The 18,174-nt window shown below is 67.8% G+C and carries 15 protein-coding genes and 1 tRNA gene; 12 read left to right on the forward strand and 4 right to left on the reverse strand.

Features of this window, described 5'->3' with window-relative positions:
• Positions 1-43 precede the first annotated feature (43 nt).
• Positions 44-1,117, reverse strand: a complete 1,074-nt coding sequence (locus tag ABLG96_RS07675; RefSeq protein ID WP_353650775.1) for a hypothetical protein — start codon at positions 1,115-1,117, stop codon at positions 44-46.
• A 249-nt stretch (positions 1,118-1,366) separates the two neighbouring features.
• On the reverse strand, positions 1,367-1,516 hold the full coding sequence (locus ABLG96_RS07680; RefSeq protein WP_187091641.1) for a DUF5679 domain-containing protein: 150 nt from the start codon (positions 1,514-1,516) through the stop codon (positions 1,367-1,369).
• Between the two features lie 179 nt (positions 1,517-1,695).
• Here ABLG96_RS07680 and mgrA point away from each other — a divergent pair, with 179 nt between their 5' ends.
• On the forward strand, positions 1,696-2,736 hold the full coding sequence (gene mgrA / locus ABLG96_RS07685; RefSeq protein WP_353650776.1) for an L-glyceraldehyde 3-phosphate reductase: 1,041 nt from the start codon (positions 1,696-1,698) through the stop codon (positions 2,734-2,736).
• Between the two features lie 64 nt (positions 2,737-2,800).
• Here the strand turns inward: mgrA and ABLG96_RS07690 are convergent, their stop codons facing one another.
• The gene (locus tag ABLG96_RS07690) at positions 2,801-4,222 is read right to left on the reverse strand and encodes a zinc-dependent metalloprotease (protein ID WP_353650777.1); all 1,422 of its coding nucleotides are present in this window, start codon (positions 4,220-4,222) and stop codon (positions 2,801-2,803) included.
• A 114-nt stretch (positions 4,223-4,336) separates the two neighbouring features.
• On the opposite strand from ABLG96_RS07690, the gene ABLG96_RS07695 reads away from it, so the two are divergent.
• A complete protein-coding gene (locus ABLG96_RS07695) occupies positions 4,337-5,419 on the forward strand; it encodes a PDZ domain-containing protein (RefSeq protein ID WP_353650778.1) in 1,083 nt (360 codons plus the stop codon).
• Between the two features lie 15 nt (positions 5,420-5,434).
• Here ABLG96_RS07695 and ABLG96_RS07700 read toward each other — a convergent pair whose 3' ends face one another.
• On the reverse strand, positions 5,435-5,950 hold the full coding sequence (locus tag ABLG96_RS07700) for a PPA1309 family protein (protein ID WP_353650779.1): 516 nt from the start codon (positions 5,948-5,950) through the stop codon (positions 5,435-5,437).
• 220 nt (positions 5,951-6,170) lie between these two features.
• Between ABLG96_RS07700 and ABLG96_RS07705 the strand changes: the two genes are divergently transcribed.
• From ABLG96_RS07705 to ABLG96_RS07750, 10 genes are all read left to right on the forward strand, one after another.
• A complete protein-coding gene (locus tag ABLG96_RS07705; protein ID WP_353650780.1) occupies positions 6,171-9,089 on the forward strand; it encodes a UPF0182 family protein in 2,919 nt (972 codons plus the stop codon).
• A gap of 59 nt (positions 9,090-9,148) precedes the next feature.
• Positions 9,149-9,225, forward strand: a tRNA-Met gene (locus tag ABLG96_RS07710).
• Positions 9,226-9,469: 244 nt separating this feature from the next.
• Positions 9,470-10,420, forward strand: coding sequence for a MurR/RpiR family transcriptional regulator (locus ABLG96_RS07715; protein WP_353650781.1), 951 nt, complete (start codon positions 9,470-9,472; stop codon positions 10,418-10,420).
• Between the two features lie 111 nt (positions 10,421-10,531).
• Positions 10,532-11,527, forward strand: coding sequence for an N-acetylmuramic acid 6-phosphate etherase (gene murQ / locus ABLG96_RS07720; protein ID WP_353650782.1), 996 nt, complete (start codon positions 10,532-10,534; stop codon positions 11,525-11,527).
• Between the two features lie 103 nt (positions 11,528-11,630).
• Complete coding sequence (locus ABLG96_RS07725; RefSeq protein ID WP_353650783.1) at positions 11,631-12,944, forward strand: extracellular solute-binding protein; 1,314 nt, start codon at positions 11,631-11,633, stop codon at positions 12,942-12,944.
• A 101-nt stretch (positions 12,945-13,045) separates the two neighbouring features.
• A complete protein-coding gene (locus ABLG96_RS07730) occupies positions 13,046-13,945 on the forward strand; it encodes a sugar ABC transporter permease (protein WP_353650784.1) in 900 nt (299 codons plus the stop codon).
• Entirely contained in the window at positions 13,942-14,841 is a 900-nt protein-coding gene (locus tag ABLG96_RS07735; RefSeq protein ID WP_353650785.1) for a carbohydrate ABC transporter permease, read from the forward strand. The genes ABLG96_RS07730 and ABLG96_RS07735 overlap by 4 nt, the downstream gene beginning before the upstream one ends.
• A gap of 14 nt (positions 14,842-14,855) precedes the next feature.
• Positions 14,856-15,770 carry a BadF/BadG/BcrA/BcrD ATPase family protein gene (locus ABLG96_RS07740; protein ID WP_353650786.1) on the forward strand — a complete coding sequence of 305 codons (915 nt, stop codon included), beginning with the start codon at positions 14,856-14,858 and terminating at the stop codon, positions 15,768-15,770.
• 268 nt (positions 15,771-16,038) lie between these two features.
• On the forward strand, positions 16,039-16,584 hold the full coding sequence (locus tag ABLG96_RS07745) for a SigE family RNA polymerase sigma factor (protein WP_353650787.1): 546 nt from the start codon (positions 16,039-16,041) through the stop codon (positions 16,582-16,584).
• 167 nt (positions 16,585-16,751) lie between these two features.
• Positions 16,752-18,047 (forward strand): hypothetical protein, encoded by a 1,296-nt coding sequence (locus tag ABLG96_RS07750; protein WP_353650788.1) that lies wholly within the window; start codon positions 16,752-16,754, stop codon positions 18,045-18,047.
• Positions 18,048-18,174 lie beyond the last annotated feature (127 nt).

An 18,174-nucleotide genomic window follows, 5' to 3' on the forward strand; every position in this document is an offset into this window, starting at 1 on the left:
GGTCCGACGGACAGGGGGAGCTGCTCGAGCCCACCCTCCTCCATCAGGGACGATCGGTGCAGCCGCACTCCGGATGTGGTTGCCAGGTCCGACGTCGCGGCAGCGTTGCGGCATCCCACTCGAGCGTGCCGTCGACGGTCAGCGGGTGACGGATCCCCTCCACCACGTGCAGCACCTCGGCGGTGCCCAGCGCGGCAGCACCCGCGGCGAGCACCGCAGACGGGACACCGGGTGCACTCGACGTCGCCAGGCGCAGCGTCGCCCAGTCGGGATCGCGATCGGCCCGCCACAGGTCGAGACACCACAGGCAGCTGGATCGACCGGGGAGCACCAGTGGACCGACCACCGCGCGGCCGTCCGCGGCCCCGAGCGCCAGGTGGGGGACGCGGGCCGTCATGAGGTCCCGGGCATCGGTGTACTCGGCCGCCGCGTCGCCGGCCAGCACCACGACCGTCGGCCGCAGCTGGGCGGGGGAGGACGCGGAGGTGGTCAGCAGACCCGCGCCGTCCGTCGAGGGTGGATTCCCCGCCGGCTCCGAGGCGCGGCCGGGTTCGACCGCCACGAGTGTGTCGGACGCCCGCGCGGGACGGTTCTTGGTGAGCTGCACCTGGCCGATCCCTGCGGCGACCAGCAGTCCGGCGACCAGGCCGGCGATCCGACCGGCACCGCGGATCTCGACGATCGCATCGCAGCGCCGTCCGAGAGCCAGGTCTGCGGCGTCGGCACCGTGCCGGTGGGTGAGATCGATGCGTTCGTCGACCAGCCCGGGACCCACCTGCGGTGCCCGGTCGTCGCCGTGCAGGATCCCGGCCAGGTACAGCTGTCGGAAGGTGCTGTACCACCACCGGCGGTCATCGGCGCCGGTGAGCAGATGATCGGCCGAGTGTGTCCCGTCCAGCTCCTGCAGGATCCGGGCCGCGCGCGGCGGCGCGTCGGCGAGCAGCAACCGTCGGCCGGCGGCGGTGCCGATCTGCAGGTCGGCACCGCGGGGGATGAGCCGGATTCCGGTGCCGAGGCGGTAGCGAGGGAGCGTGCCCGCTGCGACCGGCGCGATGACCGCACCTTTCGGCGATCTCCACTTCGCCGGCGCGGGCGGGCGCTCGCCGGGATCCGTCATCATTGCCTCCCGGGGCCGTCACGGTGTTCTGCCACGAGGGTGGCAGCCCAGGCCGGCGGGGACCATCAGTTGTCCACACAGCGATCGTCCACAAGGCAGTTGTCCACCGGACCGGTCGTCCTCCGTCGCGTCCCGACCGGGGCACTGCTGGTCCGGGAGACGACACACGGCACCGCCTCCCGCGAGGGGAGACGGCGCCGTGGGGGTTGTTCGCTGCGCGTGCGCCGGATGTTCAGCGCGCCGCGAGGATCAGGCCTTGCCCAGGATGCGGTTCATCTTCGTGCCGCAGACGGGACAGATGCCCTTCGCCATCCGACGGCCGTTGGTCTCGTGGACCTCGCCGTCGAAATCGCGCTTCTCCTTGCACTTCACGCAGTAGCCGTTGTAGGTCTCGGCCATGGATCTTCCTTTCGTCTGATCCCCACGACGTGGGGATTCGGGTCGGTTCTGGGTTGCCGCCCGGAATCGCCGCTCACGCTACAGGCTGAGCACGGCTGCACGCCGCAACCCGCGCCCGGCGGTTCGATCGGAGCCACGGTCCGGTACGGCCTGTCACATGCGGGTGGCACGATGCTGGCATGACCTTCCTGGCCGACACCGCCCGTTACGAACCCACCGAGCACCCGCCGATGAGCTACCGCCGGACGGGCCGCAGCGGGCTCCTGCTGCCCGCCGTGTCCCTGGGACTGTGGCAGAACTTCGGCGACGTCAACCCGCTCGAGGACCAGCGGGCGATCCTGCGCGCCGCGTTCGATCGCGGGGTCACCCACTTCGATCTGGCCAACAACTACGGCCCGCCCTACGGCACCGCGGAGACCAACTTCGGGCGCATCTTCGTCGAGGACTTCGCTCCCTACCGCAACGAGCTGGTGATCTCGACCAAGGCCGGCTACGACATGTGGCCGGGCCCGTACGGCAACTGGGGATCCCGTAAGTACCTGCTCAACTCGCTGGACGATTCGCTGCGCCGGATGCGCCTCGACCACGTCGACATCTTCTATCACCACCGAGCCGACCCCGAGACGCCGCTCGAGGAGACGATGGGGGCCTTGCACACCGCCGTCCAGTCCGGTCGGGCGTTGTACGCGGGCATCTCCTCCTACTCCCCGGAGCGCACCGTCGAGGCGGCACAGATCCTCGCCGAGCTGGGTACGCCGCTGCTGATCCACCAGCCGTCGTACTCGATGCTCAACCGCTGGATCGAAGGGGGGCTGCTGGATGTGTTGGGGGACAACGGGATCGGCTGCATCGCGTTCTCGCCCCTCGCGCAGGGCATGCTGACCGACCGCTATCTCGACGGTGTCCCGGAAGGATCCCGCGCCGCGCGCCAGGGCTCCCTGTCGACAGACCTGCTGACCGAGGACGCCCTCGGCCACATCAGGGCGCTGAACGCCATCGCTGCCGACCGTGGCCAGAGCCTGGCGCAGCTGGCGTTGGCGTGGGCTCTGCGCGACACACGGGTCACCAGCGTGCTCGTCGGGGCGAGCTCGGTCGATCAACTGGTGGACAACCTCGGCGCGCTCGACAATCTCACCTTCGACGCCGACGAGCTCACTGTCATCGAGCAGCACGCCGTCGACACCGGCATCGATCTCTGGCGTCCGTCCAGCTCCGTCTGAGCAGGCCGGGCCGCGACCCTGCGACCGGTCAGACCCTGCGGACCGGTCAGACCCTGCGGACCGGTCAGACCGGGCGGGGTGGGTTGTCGTCGTCGGGGGCGTCAGGCTTCGCGTCCGGGTGGGAGATCTCGTCGTCCGGAGCGGCGTTCTTCTCCTCGAAGCCCAGGTCGCCCAGGTCGCCGATGTCGTCCAGGCCGGCCAGCAGTTCGGAGAACTGTCGGTCCCGCTCGACGAAGCCGTCGGGATCATCCAGGTCGCTCGCGGTGGGCAACAGATCGGCGCTGGCCCAGAGTGCGTCCCGGCCTTCAGTGCCGCGGACCGCCGCGACGGCCCGCCACAGTTCACTGGCGGCGCGCAGCCGACGAGGTCGCAGCTCGAGTCCGATCAGGTTGGCGAAGGTCTGCTCGCTCGGTCCACCGGACGCCCGCCGTCGGCGCATCGTCTCCTGCAGCGCGGCCGCACCCGGCAACCGCTCGCCGACCGCATGCTCGACGGTCGCGTCGACCCAACCCTCCACGAGGGCCAACAACGTCTCCAGGTCCTGCAGGGCCGACTGCTGACCCGAGGACATCTTCGGCTCGAACATGCCGGCCCCGATGCCCTGCCCGCTCAGCAGTTCCTGCATCTTCGCGGGGTCCGACGGGTCGAACTTCTCCGCCAGGTTCTCCATTTCGCCGAAGTCGACGGTGATGCCCCGGGCGTAGGTGTCCACCAGCTGCAGGATGCGCTCGCGCAGCCACGGAACCCCGGCGAACAGCCGATGATGGGCCGCTTCCCGTGCAGACAGGTACAGCAGCACCTGGTCGTCGTCGACGGCGAGGTCCTGGCTGAACTCGGCGATGGCCCGTGGCAGCAGCGCCGCGGTGCCGGCCGGTCCGAGCGGCAGTCCGACGTCGGTGGAGGTCAGCACCTCGGCGGCGAGCTGGGCGAGTCCCTGGCCGAGTTGCGTACCGAACGACATGCCGCCCATCGACGACAGCATCCCCAGCAGCGGACCCACCTGACCGCGCACCTCCTCGGGCAGCGCGTCGGTCCAGGCGCTCGTCACCCGCTGGGCGATCGGCGTGCAGAGCAGCTCCCAGGTGGGCAGGGTCTTGTCGACCCATTCACGGGAGTTCCAGGCGGTGACGGTGGTGACCCCGATGCCGAACACGGTCGCATCGTCCAGCCACAGCTCGGCGAGCTTCATCGACTCGCGGATCTTCTGCAGGTCGACCGAACTCGCCGGGTGCTCGGCCGGCAGCGCCTGCTGGGCGAGCTTGCGGGCGATGTCGTAGTTCACCGGTCCGGTGCTCTTGCCCGCCTCGGACATCATCTGACCGAGCTGCGCGAGCATGTTGCCCATCTGGCTCAGGTCGAAATCGCCACCGGCGCCGAACCCGAAACCGGGTACCTGGCCGCCGGAACCGCCCGCGGAGTCACGCTGCGACTCGTCGTCAGGATCGTTCCCGTTGCCGAAGCCGAAGCCGAAAGGAGGGTTCGTCATGCTTCCACGGTACGCAGTCGCGGCGGCTCCCCGGCGGTGGAGATCGCAGGAATCCGCTGTGATCGCGCAGGGTGAACAGCGGGCCGGGATCGGGAAGCACCTACAGTCATGTAGGTGACTTGGTACTCCCGGCTCTCGCAGCGCGGAAAGGTCCTGCTGACCGGCGGCGTGCTCGGTGGCGTGCTCGTCGTGGCCGCCGCAGCGATCCCGGTGCCCTACGTGGCGCTGGGACCCGGCGTCACCTACAACACCCTGGGGGCGGTCGGCGGCACCGAGGTGATCTCCTTCTCCGGCAAGGGAGTCCCGAGCTCGGCCGCCGAGGAGATCCCTGGCGCCTCCCACCTCAACATGACCACCATCTCGGTGACCGACGGGCTCCCACTGTTCGCAGCACTCGGCCTGTGGGCGAACGGCGACTCGGCTCTGGTCCCCCGGGAGGACCAGTTCCCGCCCGACAAGTCCGTGGAGCAGGTCAACCAGCAGAACGCCGAGCTGTTCCAGGAATCCCAGTCGGCCGCGGAGATCTCCGCACTGCGCTACCTCAAGTATCCCGAGGTCGTCTACGTCGGGGACATCCCCACGGATTCGCCGAGCGTCGGCAAGCTGCAGCCCAACGACCGGATCACCAGCTTCGGCGGAACGGCCGTTACGGATCGCGCCTCGTTGCTGAAGGCCATCCTGCCGACGAAGCCCGGCCAGCAGGTCGAGGTCGCCGTGGTGCGGGACGGGAAACCGACGACCGTGCAGGTGACGTTGGGAACCCGACCAGACTCCGGGAAGCAGGGCTACCTGGGGACGGTGCCGACGGATCGCCCGATCGCCGACTTCACCATCTCCATCTCACTGGACCGGATCGGTGGACCCAGCGCAGGACTGATGTTCACCCTCGGCATCATCGACAAGCTGACCGCCGGCGATCTCGCCTCCGGCCATTTCATCGCGGGCACCGGCACCATCAACCCGGACACCACCGATCCGACGAAGCCCAGCGCGGTCGGGCCGATCGGCGGGATCACCCTCAAGCTGATCGCAGCCCGCGACCAGGGCGCCCAGTTCTTCCTGGTGCCCGCGGCGAACTGTTCCGAGGCCGTGACGGACATCCCCGCCGGTCTCACCCTGGTGAAGGTGTCCACCGTCGATGACGCGATGACCGCCCTGCAGCAGATCGCCGCCGGCGGGCCGACCACCGGCTGCTGAGCCGCGGCGGGGCCGTCAGTCGAATGTCCCGGCCAGCGCCTGCACCAGGCCGGGCGCCAGGTCGGCACCCCGCAGCAGCTCGGCAGACTCGGTCCGCAGCCGCATCAGACAGGCGCCGCCGCTCGCACCCCGCAGCACACCGGCCGCGAGGCGTGCCTCGACCCGGTCCGGGTGCACCGCTGCGGCATCGGGGTCGTCGCCGACCGACGCCGCCGCGTCCGGCGGCAGGACGAGGATCTCGCGGACGAGCACGCAGCCGGCCACCGCCTCCGGCCAGCCGATGCCGGCCAGCGACTCCTGCAGGTCGCCGGCCAGGAACTCGTCCTGGGCGATCGGGGTGAACCTGGACGCCGGATCCAGCTGGCCGGCCAGGCTCGGGTCGGCCGCGAGCAGCTCACCGGTGGGGACCAACGCGAACAGCCGCGGCGGTTGGTCCCAGCCGGCCTCACCGGCAAAGGCCTCGACCTCGGCGACGGCGGCGGCGAGGTCGGGATTCTCGAGGAAATCGGCGGCTGCGGGGGAGTCGTTCATCCCGGAGATCGTCGCACGTCTCCGCCCACTGCCGGGGTGGTGTCACGACCGGGGCGCACGGTCGTGGAACCGCTGGCTCACGGTCGTGGAACCTCCGGCGCCCGGTCGGGGAACCTCGGCGGCGTCCGTAGAGTTGTCAGCATGACCGGCTGTGGCCGCGCCGGTCGATCCGCGCCCGGTGGCGGTGGCGGACCGGAGTGCGACATGAGGAGCTTTCAGCGTGGGCATGCGTCCAGGTATGGGTATCCCGACGATGTCCAGACGTGCGAAGCGGGTCTTGACAGCAATCGTCGCCTTGGTCGTGTTGGCCATTCTGTGGTTCCAGTTCGTGAGCGTCTACGTCGACTTCCTGTGGTTCGGTGAGGTCGGCTTCCGAGAGGTCTTCACCACCCAGGCGCTGACGAGGATCGTGCTGTTCCTCGTCGTCGGCGCTGTCGCGGCCGGCCTGGTGCTGGGGGCGATGGTGGTCGCCTACCGTTCGCGTCCGGTCTTCGTGCCGTCGACGAACGAGCAGGATCCGCTGGCTCCGTACCGCATCATCATCTCCTCCCGTCCCCGGCTGATCGCGATCGTCGCAGCGGTACTGATCGGGCTGATCAGCGGAATCTCGGCGCAGGGCAACTGGCAGACCGTGCAGCTGTTCCTGCACGGCGGGAACTTCGGCAAGGCGGACCCGCAGTTCGGGCACGACATCGGTTTCTACGTCTTCCGGCTACCGCTGATCCAGATGGTGCTGGGCTGGCTGTTCGTCATCACCGCGATCTGTGCGGTGATCGTCGCCGTCGTGCAGTACCTCTTCGGCGGGCTGCGCACCCAGGGCGCCGGTCGCAAGGTGACCTCGGCGGCCACGCTGCAGCTGTCGCTGCTGGTCGGTTTCTTCGTGCTGATCAAGGCGGTGCAGTACTGGTTCGATCGGTACAACCTGCTGTTCTCCGACCGCAGCGCCATCTTCACCGGCGCAAGCTACACGGACGTCAATGCGGTGCTGCCGGCCAAGATCATCCTGATGGTGATCGCGGCCATCTGCGCGGTCGGCTTCATCGTCGGCGCGATCCTGCGTTCGGTGAAGCTGCCGGCCCTCGCGGTCGCGTTGCTGGTGCTCTCCAGCGTGCTGATCGGTGGCCTGTGGCCGCTGATCCTGCAGCAGGTCGTCGTCAAGCCCAACGCCAACACCCGCGAGCCCGCGTACATCAGCAAGAACCTCGATGCCACCCGGACGGCGTTCGGGATCGGTGACGACAAGGTGACCTACGTCCCCTACCAGGGCGAGACTGCGGGCGACAAGACCGACATCGTCAAAGACACCGACACGGTGCCGAACGCCCGGCTGCTCGATCCGAACATCCTGTCCCCGACCTTCACCCAGAACCAGCAACTCAAGAACTGGTACGGCTTCGCTTCGCAGCTGTCCGTCGATCGCTACACGATCGGCGGCAAGACCGGCGACTTCCTGGTGGCTCTGCGCGAGCTCAACACCGCCGGTCTGTCTGCCAACCAGCAGGACTGGATCCAGCGACACCTGGTGTACACCCACGGTGACGGGTTCGTCGCGGCGCCCGCCAACGAGGTCGTGAACGGTGTACCGAACTACAGGATCTCCGAGGTCTCCAAGCCGGCTGGCTTCGTGCCGATCTCCGAACCCCGGATCTACTACGGCCAGTTGACCACCGACTACTCCATCGTGGGCTCGGCGGCCGGCGATCCCGCCAGGGAACTCGAGACGGACAGCAGCACCTACACATACCAGGGCTCTGGTGGTGTCTCGCTCGGAAACCTGTTCCAGCGTTTGGTCTTCGCCACCAACTACAGCGAGATGAACTTCCTGTTCTCCTCCGGCATCAACGACAATTCGAAGATCCTGTACAACCGGGACCCCCGCACCCGGGTGGAGAAGGCCGCACCGTTCCTGACCACCGACACCAAGCCGTACCCGGCGGTCGTGGACGGACGGATCGTCTGGATCGTCGATGCCTACACCACGGCCGAGAACTATCCGTACTCGCAGAACGTCCTGCTCGGCGACGCGACCACGAACTCGTCGCAGAGTCGAGGCGCCGAGGCGCAGGTGAACAAGCCGATCTCCTACATCCGCAACTCGGTGAAGGCGACGGTCGACGCCTACGACGGAACGGTCACCCTCTACCAGGTGGACGACGCGGACCCGCTGCTCGAGGCGTGGAAAGGGGTCTTCCCGGGGATCGTCAAACCGCAGAGCGACATCTCGCCAGATCTGCGAGCGCACTTCCGGTATCCGGAGGACCTCTTCGAAGTCCAGCGTGGATTGATCACCAAGTACAACGTGAGTGATCCCGTGAGTTTCTTCAACAACTCGGGCTTCTGGAAGGTGCCGGGCGATCCGACCAGCGACACGACCCTGGCGCAGCCGCCCTACTACTTGCAGGTCAAGCTGCCCGGCGAAGGGTCGTCGGGGTTTGCGCTCACGAGCGTCATGACCGGCTTTGCCCGGGAGTTCATGGCTTCCTACATGGCTGCGTCCTCGGACCCGGAGACCTACGGCAAGATCACCGTGCTGCAGCTACCCACGAACACCCAGACGCCCGGCCCTGCTCAGGTCCAGAACTACTTCCGGACCACTCAGGAGATCAGTCAGTTGGTCACCCTGTCCCAACAGCCAGGTGGCACCAAGGTGCTGTTCGGAAATCTGCTCACGCTTCCGGTGAACAACGGTCTGCTGTACGTGGAGCCGTTCTACATCCAGGGCGGCGCTTCCACGGCGCAGTTCCCCCAGCTGAACAGGGTGCTTGTCTGGTACCGCGGTCTGGTCGGTGTCGGCTCGACACTGGCCGAGGCACTGGTGAAGGCCCAGCCGCCGGACACCTCGGGGACGAACCCGGACGGGTCGCCGTCGAGCGGCGCGCCATCGAGCACGCAGTCGGGTGGTCAGCCGTCGGTCACGAGCGGATCCGTCGTACCGCCGTCGAACGAAGCGGGTGCCCGCGCTGCGCTGCAGGCCGCCTATCTGAACCTCGAACTGGCCAAGAAGACCGGGGACCAGGAACTGATCGGCGCCGCCAACAAGCGGCTCGAGGCCGCAGTGACGGCCTACCTCGGAGTCACCTCCAGCGGTCTTCCGTCCTCGACACCGATCACCTCGGCGCCGAGCAGCAGCACCGGCTGATGCCGGGTGTCTCCACGATTTGGGTTCTGCTGCAAGGACTTGATACAGTGGAGATACGACGCGGGGTGGAGCAGCTCGGTAGCTCGCTGGGCTCATAACCCAGAGGTCGCAGGTTCGAATCCTGTCCCCGCTACCATGTGAAGTGACAGAACCGCCGCCCGGATCGGGTGGCGGTTCTGTCGTTCCCGGGTTTGGCACTCCCGACCGGTGACCGCCGCCACTTCCGTCGTCGGCCCCTCGGGACGGGTTCGGGGACGCGGTGACCGTTCGGGCCGGAACTCCGGTGTCGATCGAGCCGGACCTGCCCTGAGCTGGCGACATTCCGTGCCGCGGTGCCGGTTCTCTGCGAAAAGTATCCGCTGGATGACTACGGTATGACCATGGTGCGCACGCGATCCACGCAGAAGAATCCCGCCGGCAGTGCTGCCCGGTCGCGCAAGGTGGCCAAGTCCGCGCCGGCCGAGCCAGCGGATGGCATGGAGCACTCGTTGCTCGTGCGACTGCGGGGGCTCCGGCCGACGCTCTCGCCGGCCGAGGACCGGGTGGCCGAGAAGGTGCTGCACAACCCGCGGGCGGCGGCGAATCTGACCATCAGTGAACTCGCTACCGCGGCCAGCACGTCGGAGACCACCGTCCTGCGCTTCTGTCGTCGGCTCGGTCTGCCGGGCTACCCGTCGCTCCGGCTGGCGCTGGCCGAGGAGTCGGCGCCCCAGCGGATCCGCAAGGCCCCGGCGTCCGACATCAGTGCCGACGACTCGATCGACGACATCATCGCCAAGATCGCCTACATCGACTCCTCGGCGGTGGAGGAGACAGCAGGTCAACTGGATCGCGGTGCGCTGACCGCGGCGGCGCAGGCGGTCGCCGCAGCCGGTCGGGTGGAGATCTACGGCATCGCGGCGAGCAACCTGGTGGGCGGCGACCTGCAGCAGAAGCTCTACCGCATCGGCATCCACGTCTCGGCCACCGCGGACCCCCACGTCGCCCTGACCGGCGTCACCCTGCTCGGTACCGGAGACGTGGCGATCGGGATCTCGCACAGCGGAACGACCACCGAGACGGTCGAGGTGATGCGAGCCGCCCGGCAGCGCGGGGCCACCACGATCGCGATCACCAACTTCCCGATGTCCGCGCTCGCCAAGGCGGTCGACATCACGCTCACCACCGCGGCCCGCGAGACCAAGCTCCGGTCGGGTGCGACCGCGAGCCGGATTGCCGCGCTGACCGTGGTCGACTGTCTGTACATCGCAGTTGCCCAGCAGGACATCGATCGGGTCCTGGAGGCCATCGCCGAGACCAGGGAGTCGGTGGCATCCCACCACCAGTCCTGAGTCCGCACGACGGTGCCGGTCCAGCAGCCGAGTGGTACCAGCTCGGTGCATACTCCTCGGTAATTTCTTCACCGCGTTGACCTGAGCGTCGTTGGAAAGTAACTTCTCCCTATGCCAGATGACGTCTCGGTGAGCGCGCCGACGGAGGAACGACTCCCTGCCTCCCTGGAGATCGACAAGATGTCGACACTCGAGGTCGTCCAGCTGATCAACGACCAGGATGCCCAGGTTGCCGGTGCCGTCGCAGCTGCCCTGCCGCAGCTGGCCGGGCTCGTCGACGAAGCCGTGCAGCGAATGCGCGCCGGAGGCCGGGTGCACTACTTCGGGGCCGGTACCTCCGGACGACTGGCCGTCATCGACGCCGCCGAACTGCTCCCGACCTTCAATGTTCCGCCGGGTCTGGTGATCGCCCACCACGCCGGTGGCGCCAGTGCGCTGATCACCGCGGCCGAGAACGTCGAGGACAGCGTCGAATTGGGCCGCAGCGAGGCCTCCGCCCTGCGTGAGCAGGACATCGCCATCGGCCTGACCGCCTCCGGCCGGACCCCGTTCGTCGGTGGCGCCCTCGCGGTGGCGCGTGAGGTCGGCGCTCTGACGGCCCTGATCACCTCCCATCCGCAGGCCGAGCTCGCTTCGTCGGCCGACTACCTGCTGGCCGCGGACACCGGCCCCGAAGTGATCACCGGGTCCACCCGGATGAAGGCGGGGACGGCGCAGAAGCTGCTGCTGAACGCCTTCTCGACCGCATTGATGATCAAGCTCGGTCGGACGTGGTCGAACCTGATGGTCGACATGCTCGCGACGAACGCGAAGCTGCGAGGTCGGGTCGTCCGCATCCTGCAGCAGGCCACCGGAGTCTCGGACGAGGTCGCCCGGGACGCCCTGGCGATGTCCGATGGCGAGCTCAAACCGGCGCTGGTGCACCTGCTGGCCGGAATCGACGTCCAGACCGCCCGCGACCTGCTGGCGCGGCACGACGGGGTGGTTGCCGCCGCGTTGGCGGAAGCAGCCAGGCCCCGAACCGGCCGCCGGTCGAGCGACCGAGCAGGGGGACCGGCCCGCACGATGATCAGACCCGCCGCACCGTCAGGCACCCCTGCACGATGAGACACCGCCCGACGATGAGACACCGCGCACGATGAGACACCGCCGCACCATGAGAGCCAGCCGCACCATGAGAGCCAGCCGAACGACGAGCGAAGGACACCCGATGAAGATGACCCGAGGTGTCGTCGGCCTGGTGGCCGTCGGCGCGAGTGCAGTGCTGGTGGCCGGGTGTGCGCCGTCCAGCGATCCCGACACCGCCGGTTCGGGCTCGACCGCCGCTGCCGGCTCCTCGTCCGACCCGGCCACCATCACGGTGTGGTCGTGGCGGGTGGAGGACAAGGACGCCTACCAGAAGATCTTCGACGTGTACGAGAAGGCGCATCCGGGCGTCACCGTCGACTTCAAGCCGTTCAAGAGCACCGAGTACAACACCATCCTGGCCACCGGTCTGGCGGGCGCCGACGGCCCGGATGTCGCCCAGGTGCGCAGCTACGGTCAGCTGCAGCCGACGGTGGCCTCGGGCTCGCTCGTCGATCTCGACGGCAAGGTGGACCTGTCGAAGTTCGACGCGAACGTCGTCAAGAGCGTGCAGGGCAAGGACGACGGCAAGATCTATGCCGTCCCACTGGCCGTGCAGACACTGCAGATGTACTACAACCAGGAGCTGTTCACGAAGGCTGGGATCAGCGCTCCGCCCACCACCTGGGCCGAGTTCACCGCAGATCTGGACAAGTTGAAGGCGGCCGACGTGACCCCGCTGGCGGTGGGCGCCAAGGACGACTGGACGCTGCCGATCCTGCACCAGGTGTTGGCCACCCCGCGGTTCGGTGGCAGCGCGTTCCAGATGGCGGTGCTGAGCGGCGCGAAGACCTTCGGGGACCCCGACTGGGTCGCGTCGGTCGACGACGTCAAGAAGCTCGAGCAGTACATGCCGGAGAGCCCGACTGCTGTCGCGTACACCGATGCCCAGGCGATGTTCACCGGCGGCACCGCTGCGATGTTCCCCGGCGGATCGTTCGAGCTGGGCTACTTCCAGAAGCAGAACCCCGACCTCAAGATGGGTGTGTTCGAGGTCCCGGCACCGGACGGCTCACCGACCGCCGGCGCCGTCACCCCCGGGTACGCCGACGGCGCGTTCGGCGTGAACACCAAGTCGTCGAAACAGGACGCCTCGCTCGGGTTGGTGAAGTGGATGGCGACCCCGGAGTTCGGCCAGATGGTGGCCGACGAGATCAAGCAGCTGTCCGCGGTTCCTGGCGTCACCTACACGGATCCGCTGCTCAAGCAGATGGCCGACAACTACCAGGCGGCGCCCACCCCGTACCTGCTGCTGGCCGACTTCCGGTACGGCACGCCCAGCGGCGGTGAGGTGTTCGGCAAGGGCATGCAGAGTCTGTTGCTCGGCGAGAAGGACGCCGCGACGGTGTCCGCTGATCTGCAGACCGGTATCTCGGCCTGGTTCAAGCCGACCAAGTGACCGCGGGTCTGACCCGGACGGACGCGGAGCCTCCGACGCTGTCCGTCCGCCGCGCTGCCGTCGGAGCCACCGGGGGACGCCGGGGCCGCGCGGGATCCGGGATGCCGCTGCGTACGGCGTTGTTGTTCGTGCTGCCCGCACTGGCGCTGTTCGGCGTGTTCATCCTGTATCCGATGTTCACCGCGTTGTCGTACTCGCTCTTCGAGTGGGGCGGCACGAAGCGTGGCGGCTTCGTCGGACTCGGCAACTTCAGCACGTTGTTCACCGCTGAGCCGTTCGTCTCCACGGTCCCGATCGCCCTGCTGCACAACGTCTTGTTCTTCCTGGGCACGATGCTCATCCAGAACACCGTCGGCCTCGGGATCGCGTTCCTGTTGTTCAGACGCAGCAGCACCCGACGTGCGCTGCAGGTGCTGTACGCGATCCCCTACCTGGTCAGCCCGATCGTCATCGGCTATCTGTGGACGTTGCTGCTGTCGCCGGCGTTCGGACCCGTCAATGCTGCTCTGAAGGGGATCGGACTCGACGGGCTGGCACTGCCGTGGCTGGGCGATCCGGACCTCGCGATCTGGGCGGTGATCGCGATCAGCGTCTGGCAGTGGATCGGGTTCCCGGTGCTGCTCTACGGCGCAGCACTCGGTGGCATCCCCGAAGAGCTGTCGGAGGCGGCCCGGATGGACGGAGCGAGCAACTGGATGACCTTCCGGCGCATCCTGCTGCCCCTGCTCACCCCAGCGATCGGCACCGTCAGCGTGTTGACGTTCATCTTCGCGATGGAGGCCTTCGCGCTGCCGTACGCGGTTGGTGGATCCACCGGAAGTCCGGCCGGAGCCACCGATTTCATCTCCCTGGTGTTCTACCGCACCGCCTTCGAGTCGGGTGATCCGAACCGGATCGGCACCTCATCGGCGATGGCTGCGCTGTTGTTCGTGCTGATCTTCGGGGGTGCGCTGCTGGCGACCTGGGCGCTGCGCAGGGTGGAGCGGAGGGTGATGTCATGACCGCGACCCTCGACCGTCCGACCCCGTCGGCACCGACCCCGCCGGATCCCCGGCAGTCGCGGCACCGACGGTCGATCACCCCGCCGGTCGGCGGCCGGATCGGCAGCACGGCGCTCTGGACCTACGCGATCATCGCGTTGATCCCGCTGCTGCTGATGGTGTGGAACTCCTTCCGCACCAACCGGGATCTGGTGACGAACCCGCTCGGCGCACCCTTCCCGCCGAACGCCTCGAGCTATCGGACCGCCTGGACCGACGGCAGCATGGCACAGTACTTCGTCAATTCGGTGATCATCACGGTCGGTGCGGTGCTGTTGTCGACCGTTGTCGCAACGATGGCCTCGTATGCGTTGGCCCGCAGCAGATCCAAGGTGATCCGGGTGATCGAGGGCCTGTTCCTGTCCGGCCTGATGATGCCGATCCATCTGGCGATCCTGCCGATCTTCTACCTGTTCGACTCGCTCGGTCTGATCAACAGCCTGTTCGGCCTGGTGCTGCTCTACGGGGCGTCGGGGGTACCGTTCTCGATCTTCGTGCTCTCGACGTTCTTCCGCCAGCTGCCGGCGGAGCTGGAGGAAGCCGCGCAGATCGACGGGGCCAACGCCTGGCAGACGTTCGTGAAGATCATGCTGCCGCTGGTGCGTCCGGCGGTGGTGACGGTGGCAGTGTTCCGCTTCGTGCCGATCTGGAACGACTTCCTGTTCCCGCTGGTGCTGCTGCGAGACTCGGACAAGTACCCGCTGCCGGTCGGGCTGACGAGCTTCTTCGCGGAGAACTCCGCGAACTACTCCGCCATCTTCGCCGGTCTGGTGATCACCACTCTCCCGCTGATCGTGCTGTTCCTGCTGGCCACCAAGCAGATCGTCGCCGGCTTGACTGCGGGGATGAGCAAGTGATCCGCTGACGTGCGATGAGCATCGTTGTCGGGGTGGACGTTGGCGGTTCGGGGCTGCGCTGCGTCGTGGTCCGCGACGATGTCCGCGACGGGGTGCGGTCCGCTCCCGGCATCCGAATCGGCAGCGGTGGGGTCTCCTTGCCCGCGTTGGTGGAGACGGTGCGCGGATTCCTGCCTGCTGATGAGCGGATCGACGCGCTGACCTTTGCTGCGCGGTCGTTCACCACGCTCGCCGACCCCGACGAGATGCTGGCCGCGGTGGTCGGCCTCGGCGCTGCGCGTTCGGTGCTCTGTGCTGACGCGGTCTCGTCCCTGGTCGGGGCGCTGGGCGCGGTACGGCCGGGTGCGGTGATCGCGGTCGGCACCGGCGCGATCGGTTTCGGCACCGACTTCGCCGGCGCGCATCGGCGGGTGGACGGCTGGGGACATGTGTTGGGGGACAGGGGCTCTGCCGCCTGGCTCGGTTGCGAGACCCTGCGACGACTGTTGGTCGCGGTCGATCTGGGGCACCCGACCGGTGCGTTGCTGTCGGCAGCGCAGGAGCACTTCGGTCCGGTGATGGCCTGGTCCCGTCAGGTGATGACCCGTGATGACGCCCCAGCCCTGCTGGGTGCGTTCGCTCCACGAGTGACTGCGCTGGTCGATGAGGATCCGCTCGCGGCAACGCTGTGCGCCGAGGCGGGTGGTCTGCTGGCTGCGACGCTGCTGGCCGCGTCCGAGCCGCTGCCGGATGACGCGGTGCTCAGCTGGACTGGCGGGCTGTTGTCGTCGGCCGCAGTGCGTGAGCCCTTCGAGGCTGCTGTGGCCGCGGCCGGGCGCCGGTTGACTCCGCCGGTGGGCGGTTCGCTCGACGGCGCCGTGCTGCTCGCGGAGGCGGTGGCGGTGGGGGAGTCGCCGGCGGCGTTCGCGCCCTATCTGATGCTGGGCTGATCGCACGCTGTTCGAGCGACGCAGGAGACGAGACCGGAGCGTCTTCACCTGCGCCGGTCGGGCGGCTGTTCGGTGGTCGGGCGGCTGTCTCGGCGGTCGAGCGACGAAGGAGTCGAGACCGGTCCGGATCATCACGGGGCTCTCTACGCGACATGCCAATCCTTGTGGCCTGCACTGAGGCCGTTCGCTCGATGAGCGGCCGGTTACCAACGTTTCCGGGCCGCCATGCGTCAGAGTGGGTATGGGCCGACGGGCGGGGGTGCAGGAAGTGGCAGAGCACGTGATGCCGGTCGACGATCCCGTCGAGCCCGCAGAGTTCTTCGCTGCCTCCCTCGACCGGCTGGTCCGCGTCGCCTTGCTGTTGACGGGCAACAGCGCAAGTGCCGAAGATCTGGTGATGACGGCCGTCTCGAAGTGTCTGCCTCGGTGGTCGTCGATCCGCGGCGCGCCGCTGCCGTACGTGCGGCAGGCGGTGCTGCGGGAGTTCCTGTCGACCGTTCGCCGCCGATCCGTCGTGGACGAACGACCCACCGACCGGGTGCCGGAGAGTGCCACTGCCGATTCGCACGAGCGCGCGATGCTGCGGGCTGACCTGTTCTCGGCGCTCGAGGCGCTCCCGCCGCGGCAACGCGCGGTGGTGGTGCTCCGGTTCTTCGAGGACCTGACCGGAGCGCAGATCGCCGAGGTGCTGGGCATCTCGGTGGGCACGGTGCGATCGCAGCTGCACGACGGACTGGCGGCGCTGCGCGCGGCGGCGCCGCAGACCCTCGGCGAATATCTGCAGATCTCCGGCGACGAGGAGTCGAGGCCATGAATGAGCAACGGCTGCGCGAGCTGATGAGCGACTCGGTCGACGGCGCAGAGGCGTCGGACACGTTGCGCGCCAGGGTGTCCGCAGCTGTCGAGGGAATGCGTGTGCGCCGTCGCACGACGGTCCGCGGCTGGATCGCGGTCGGTGGTGCGGGTCTGGCTGCTGCTGCCGTGTTGCTCGCGGTACCGCTGATCCGTGCCCCTGAGTCCGCTCCGCCGGGGCCTGGGAACGGGGTTGTTACGGCATCAACCGGTGTCACGCCGGTCGACGATGTGGAGGACGTCCTGGGGGGCGACACCTGGTACGGGGTCGCCATCGTCGCGCAGGGGAAGAGCTTGGCTTTGAGCGCGCCGCAGCCTGCCGAGGATTCCATGCGCATCAAGCTCGATGGCAATGGCCTGAGCGGCTACGACGGGTGTCACTGGTTCAACGCCGCAAGAGCCCTGCTAGAGAGTGCACCCTCCAACACCGTTGCCCTGACCGTGACGGCCAATTCCTGCGGGCCGGATCCGGTCGGGTCCAAGGAGTTCTACGATGCGCTGAAGTCCGGGCCCAAATCCTGGGTCCTTGACCGGGGTCTGCTGGTGCTGACCTCCGGGAGCATCGAGATCAGCTTCAGCAAGGATCGGACAGCCCGACCCCCGTCGAGCGCGACTGTGTTGTCGTCCGAGCAGGACGTTGTCGATTTCATCGGAACCTCGACCTGGTACGCGGCAGCGATCTTCACGAATGGTCAAGCAGTGGACCTCGCGAAACCACTTTCAGCCGAGCAAGCCATGCGGCTGCGAATCGTAGGAAACAGCATCGAGGCGTACGACGGGTGCGGCTGGATCGGCGCTGACGTTTCCATTGTCACCAGCAACTCGTCCGTCCCCGCACAATTGAGTTACGCCGGCACGGAATGCTCACCACCCCCAGGAGGTCAGTCGGAGTTCTATGCGGCTCTGCAGGAGGGGTCGAAATCATGGTCAATGATGGGTGGCGATCTGGTGCTTCGAGCGGGCATATACGAGGTGACCTTCGACTCGACACCATCGACGCAGCTCATCGTCGCTGCGCCGTCCCGGCAGGATGTGGCGCGGCTGCTCGGCTCGAAGACCTGGTACGTCACCAAGATTCTCACGAACAGTGAGCCGATCGCCATCTCTCGGCCGGTGGACCCGGAGCAGGCGATGCGTCTGCAACTCTCACGGACCGGCATGCAGGGCTACGACGGATGCAATTGGATCGGTACGAGTGCAGCCTTGATGTCGAGTGGAGCTCCAACGACCGTAGCGCTCAGTCAGAATGGCCGATTGTGCGAGCCGACACCGGCGGGGCAGAAGGAGTTCATGGTCGCCCTGCAGGCGCGGGACAAGTGGTGGTTTGTCAATCGGGGTGGGGTCGTGCTGCAGGCGGCCGGCTACGAGATCACCTTCAACGCTTCCGCGCTGCCGCCGAGCGCTGCAACCAGCAGCACGGGCTGAGCCGTTCCGCGGTCTCGTCACGCTCGTGCCTCGCTGCTCGACAACCGGAGAACTGGGCAGCGGCTGGTCGAGCGACGGGATCTCGGCTCGCCGGTGCTCACTCGATCACGGGCGCGGTGCGAGTGAC

Source organism: Nakamurella sp. A5-74, from assembly GCF_040438885.1.
Lineage (GTDB): Bacteria > Actinomycetota > Actinomycetes > Mycobacteriales > Nakamurellaceae > Nakamurella.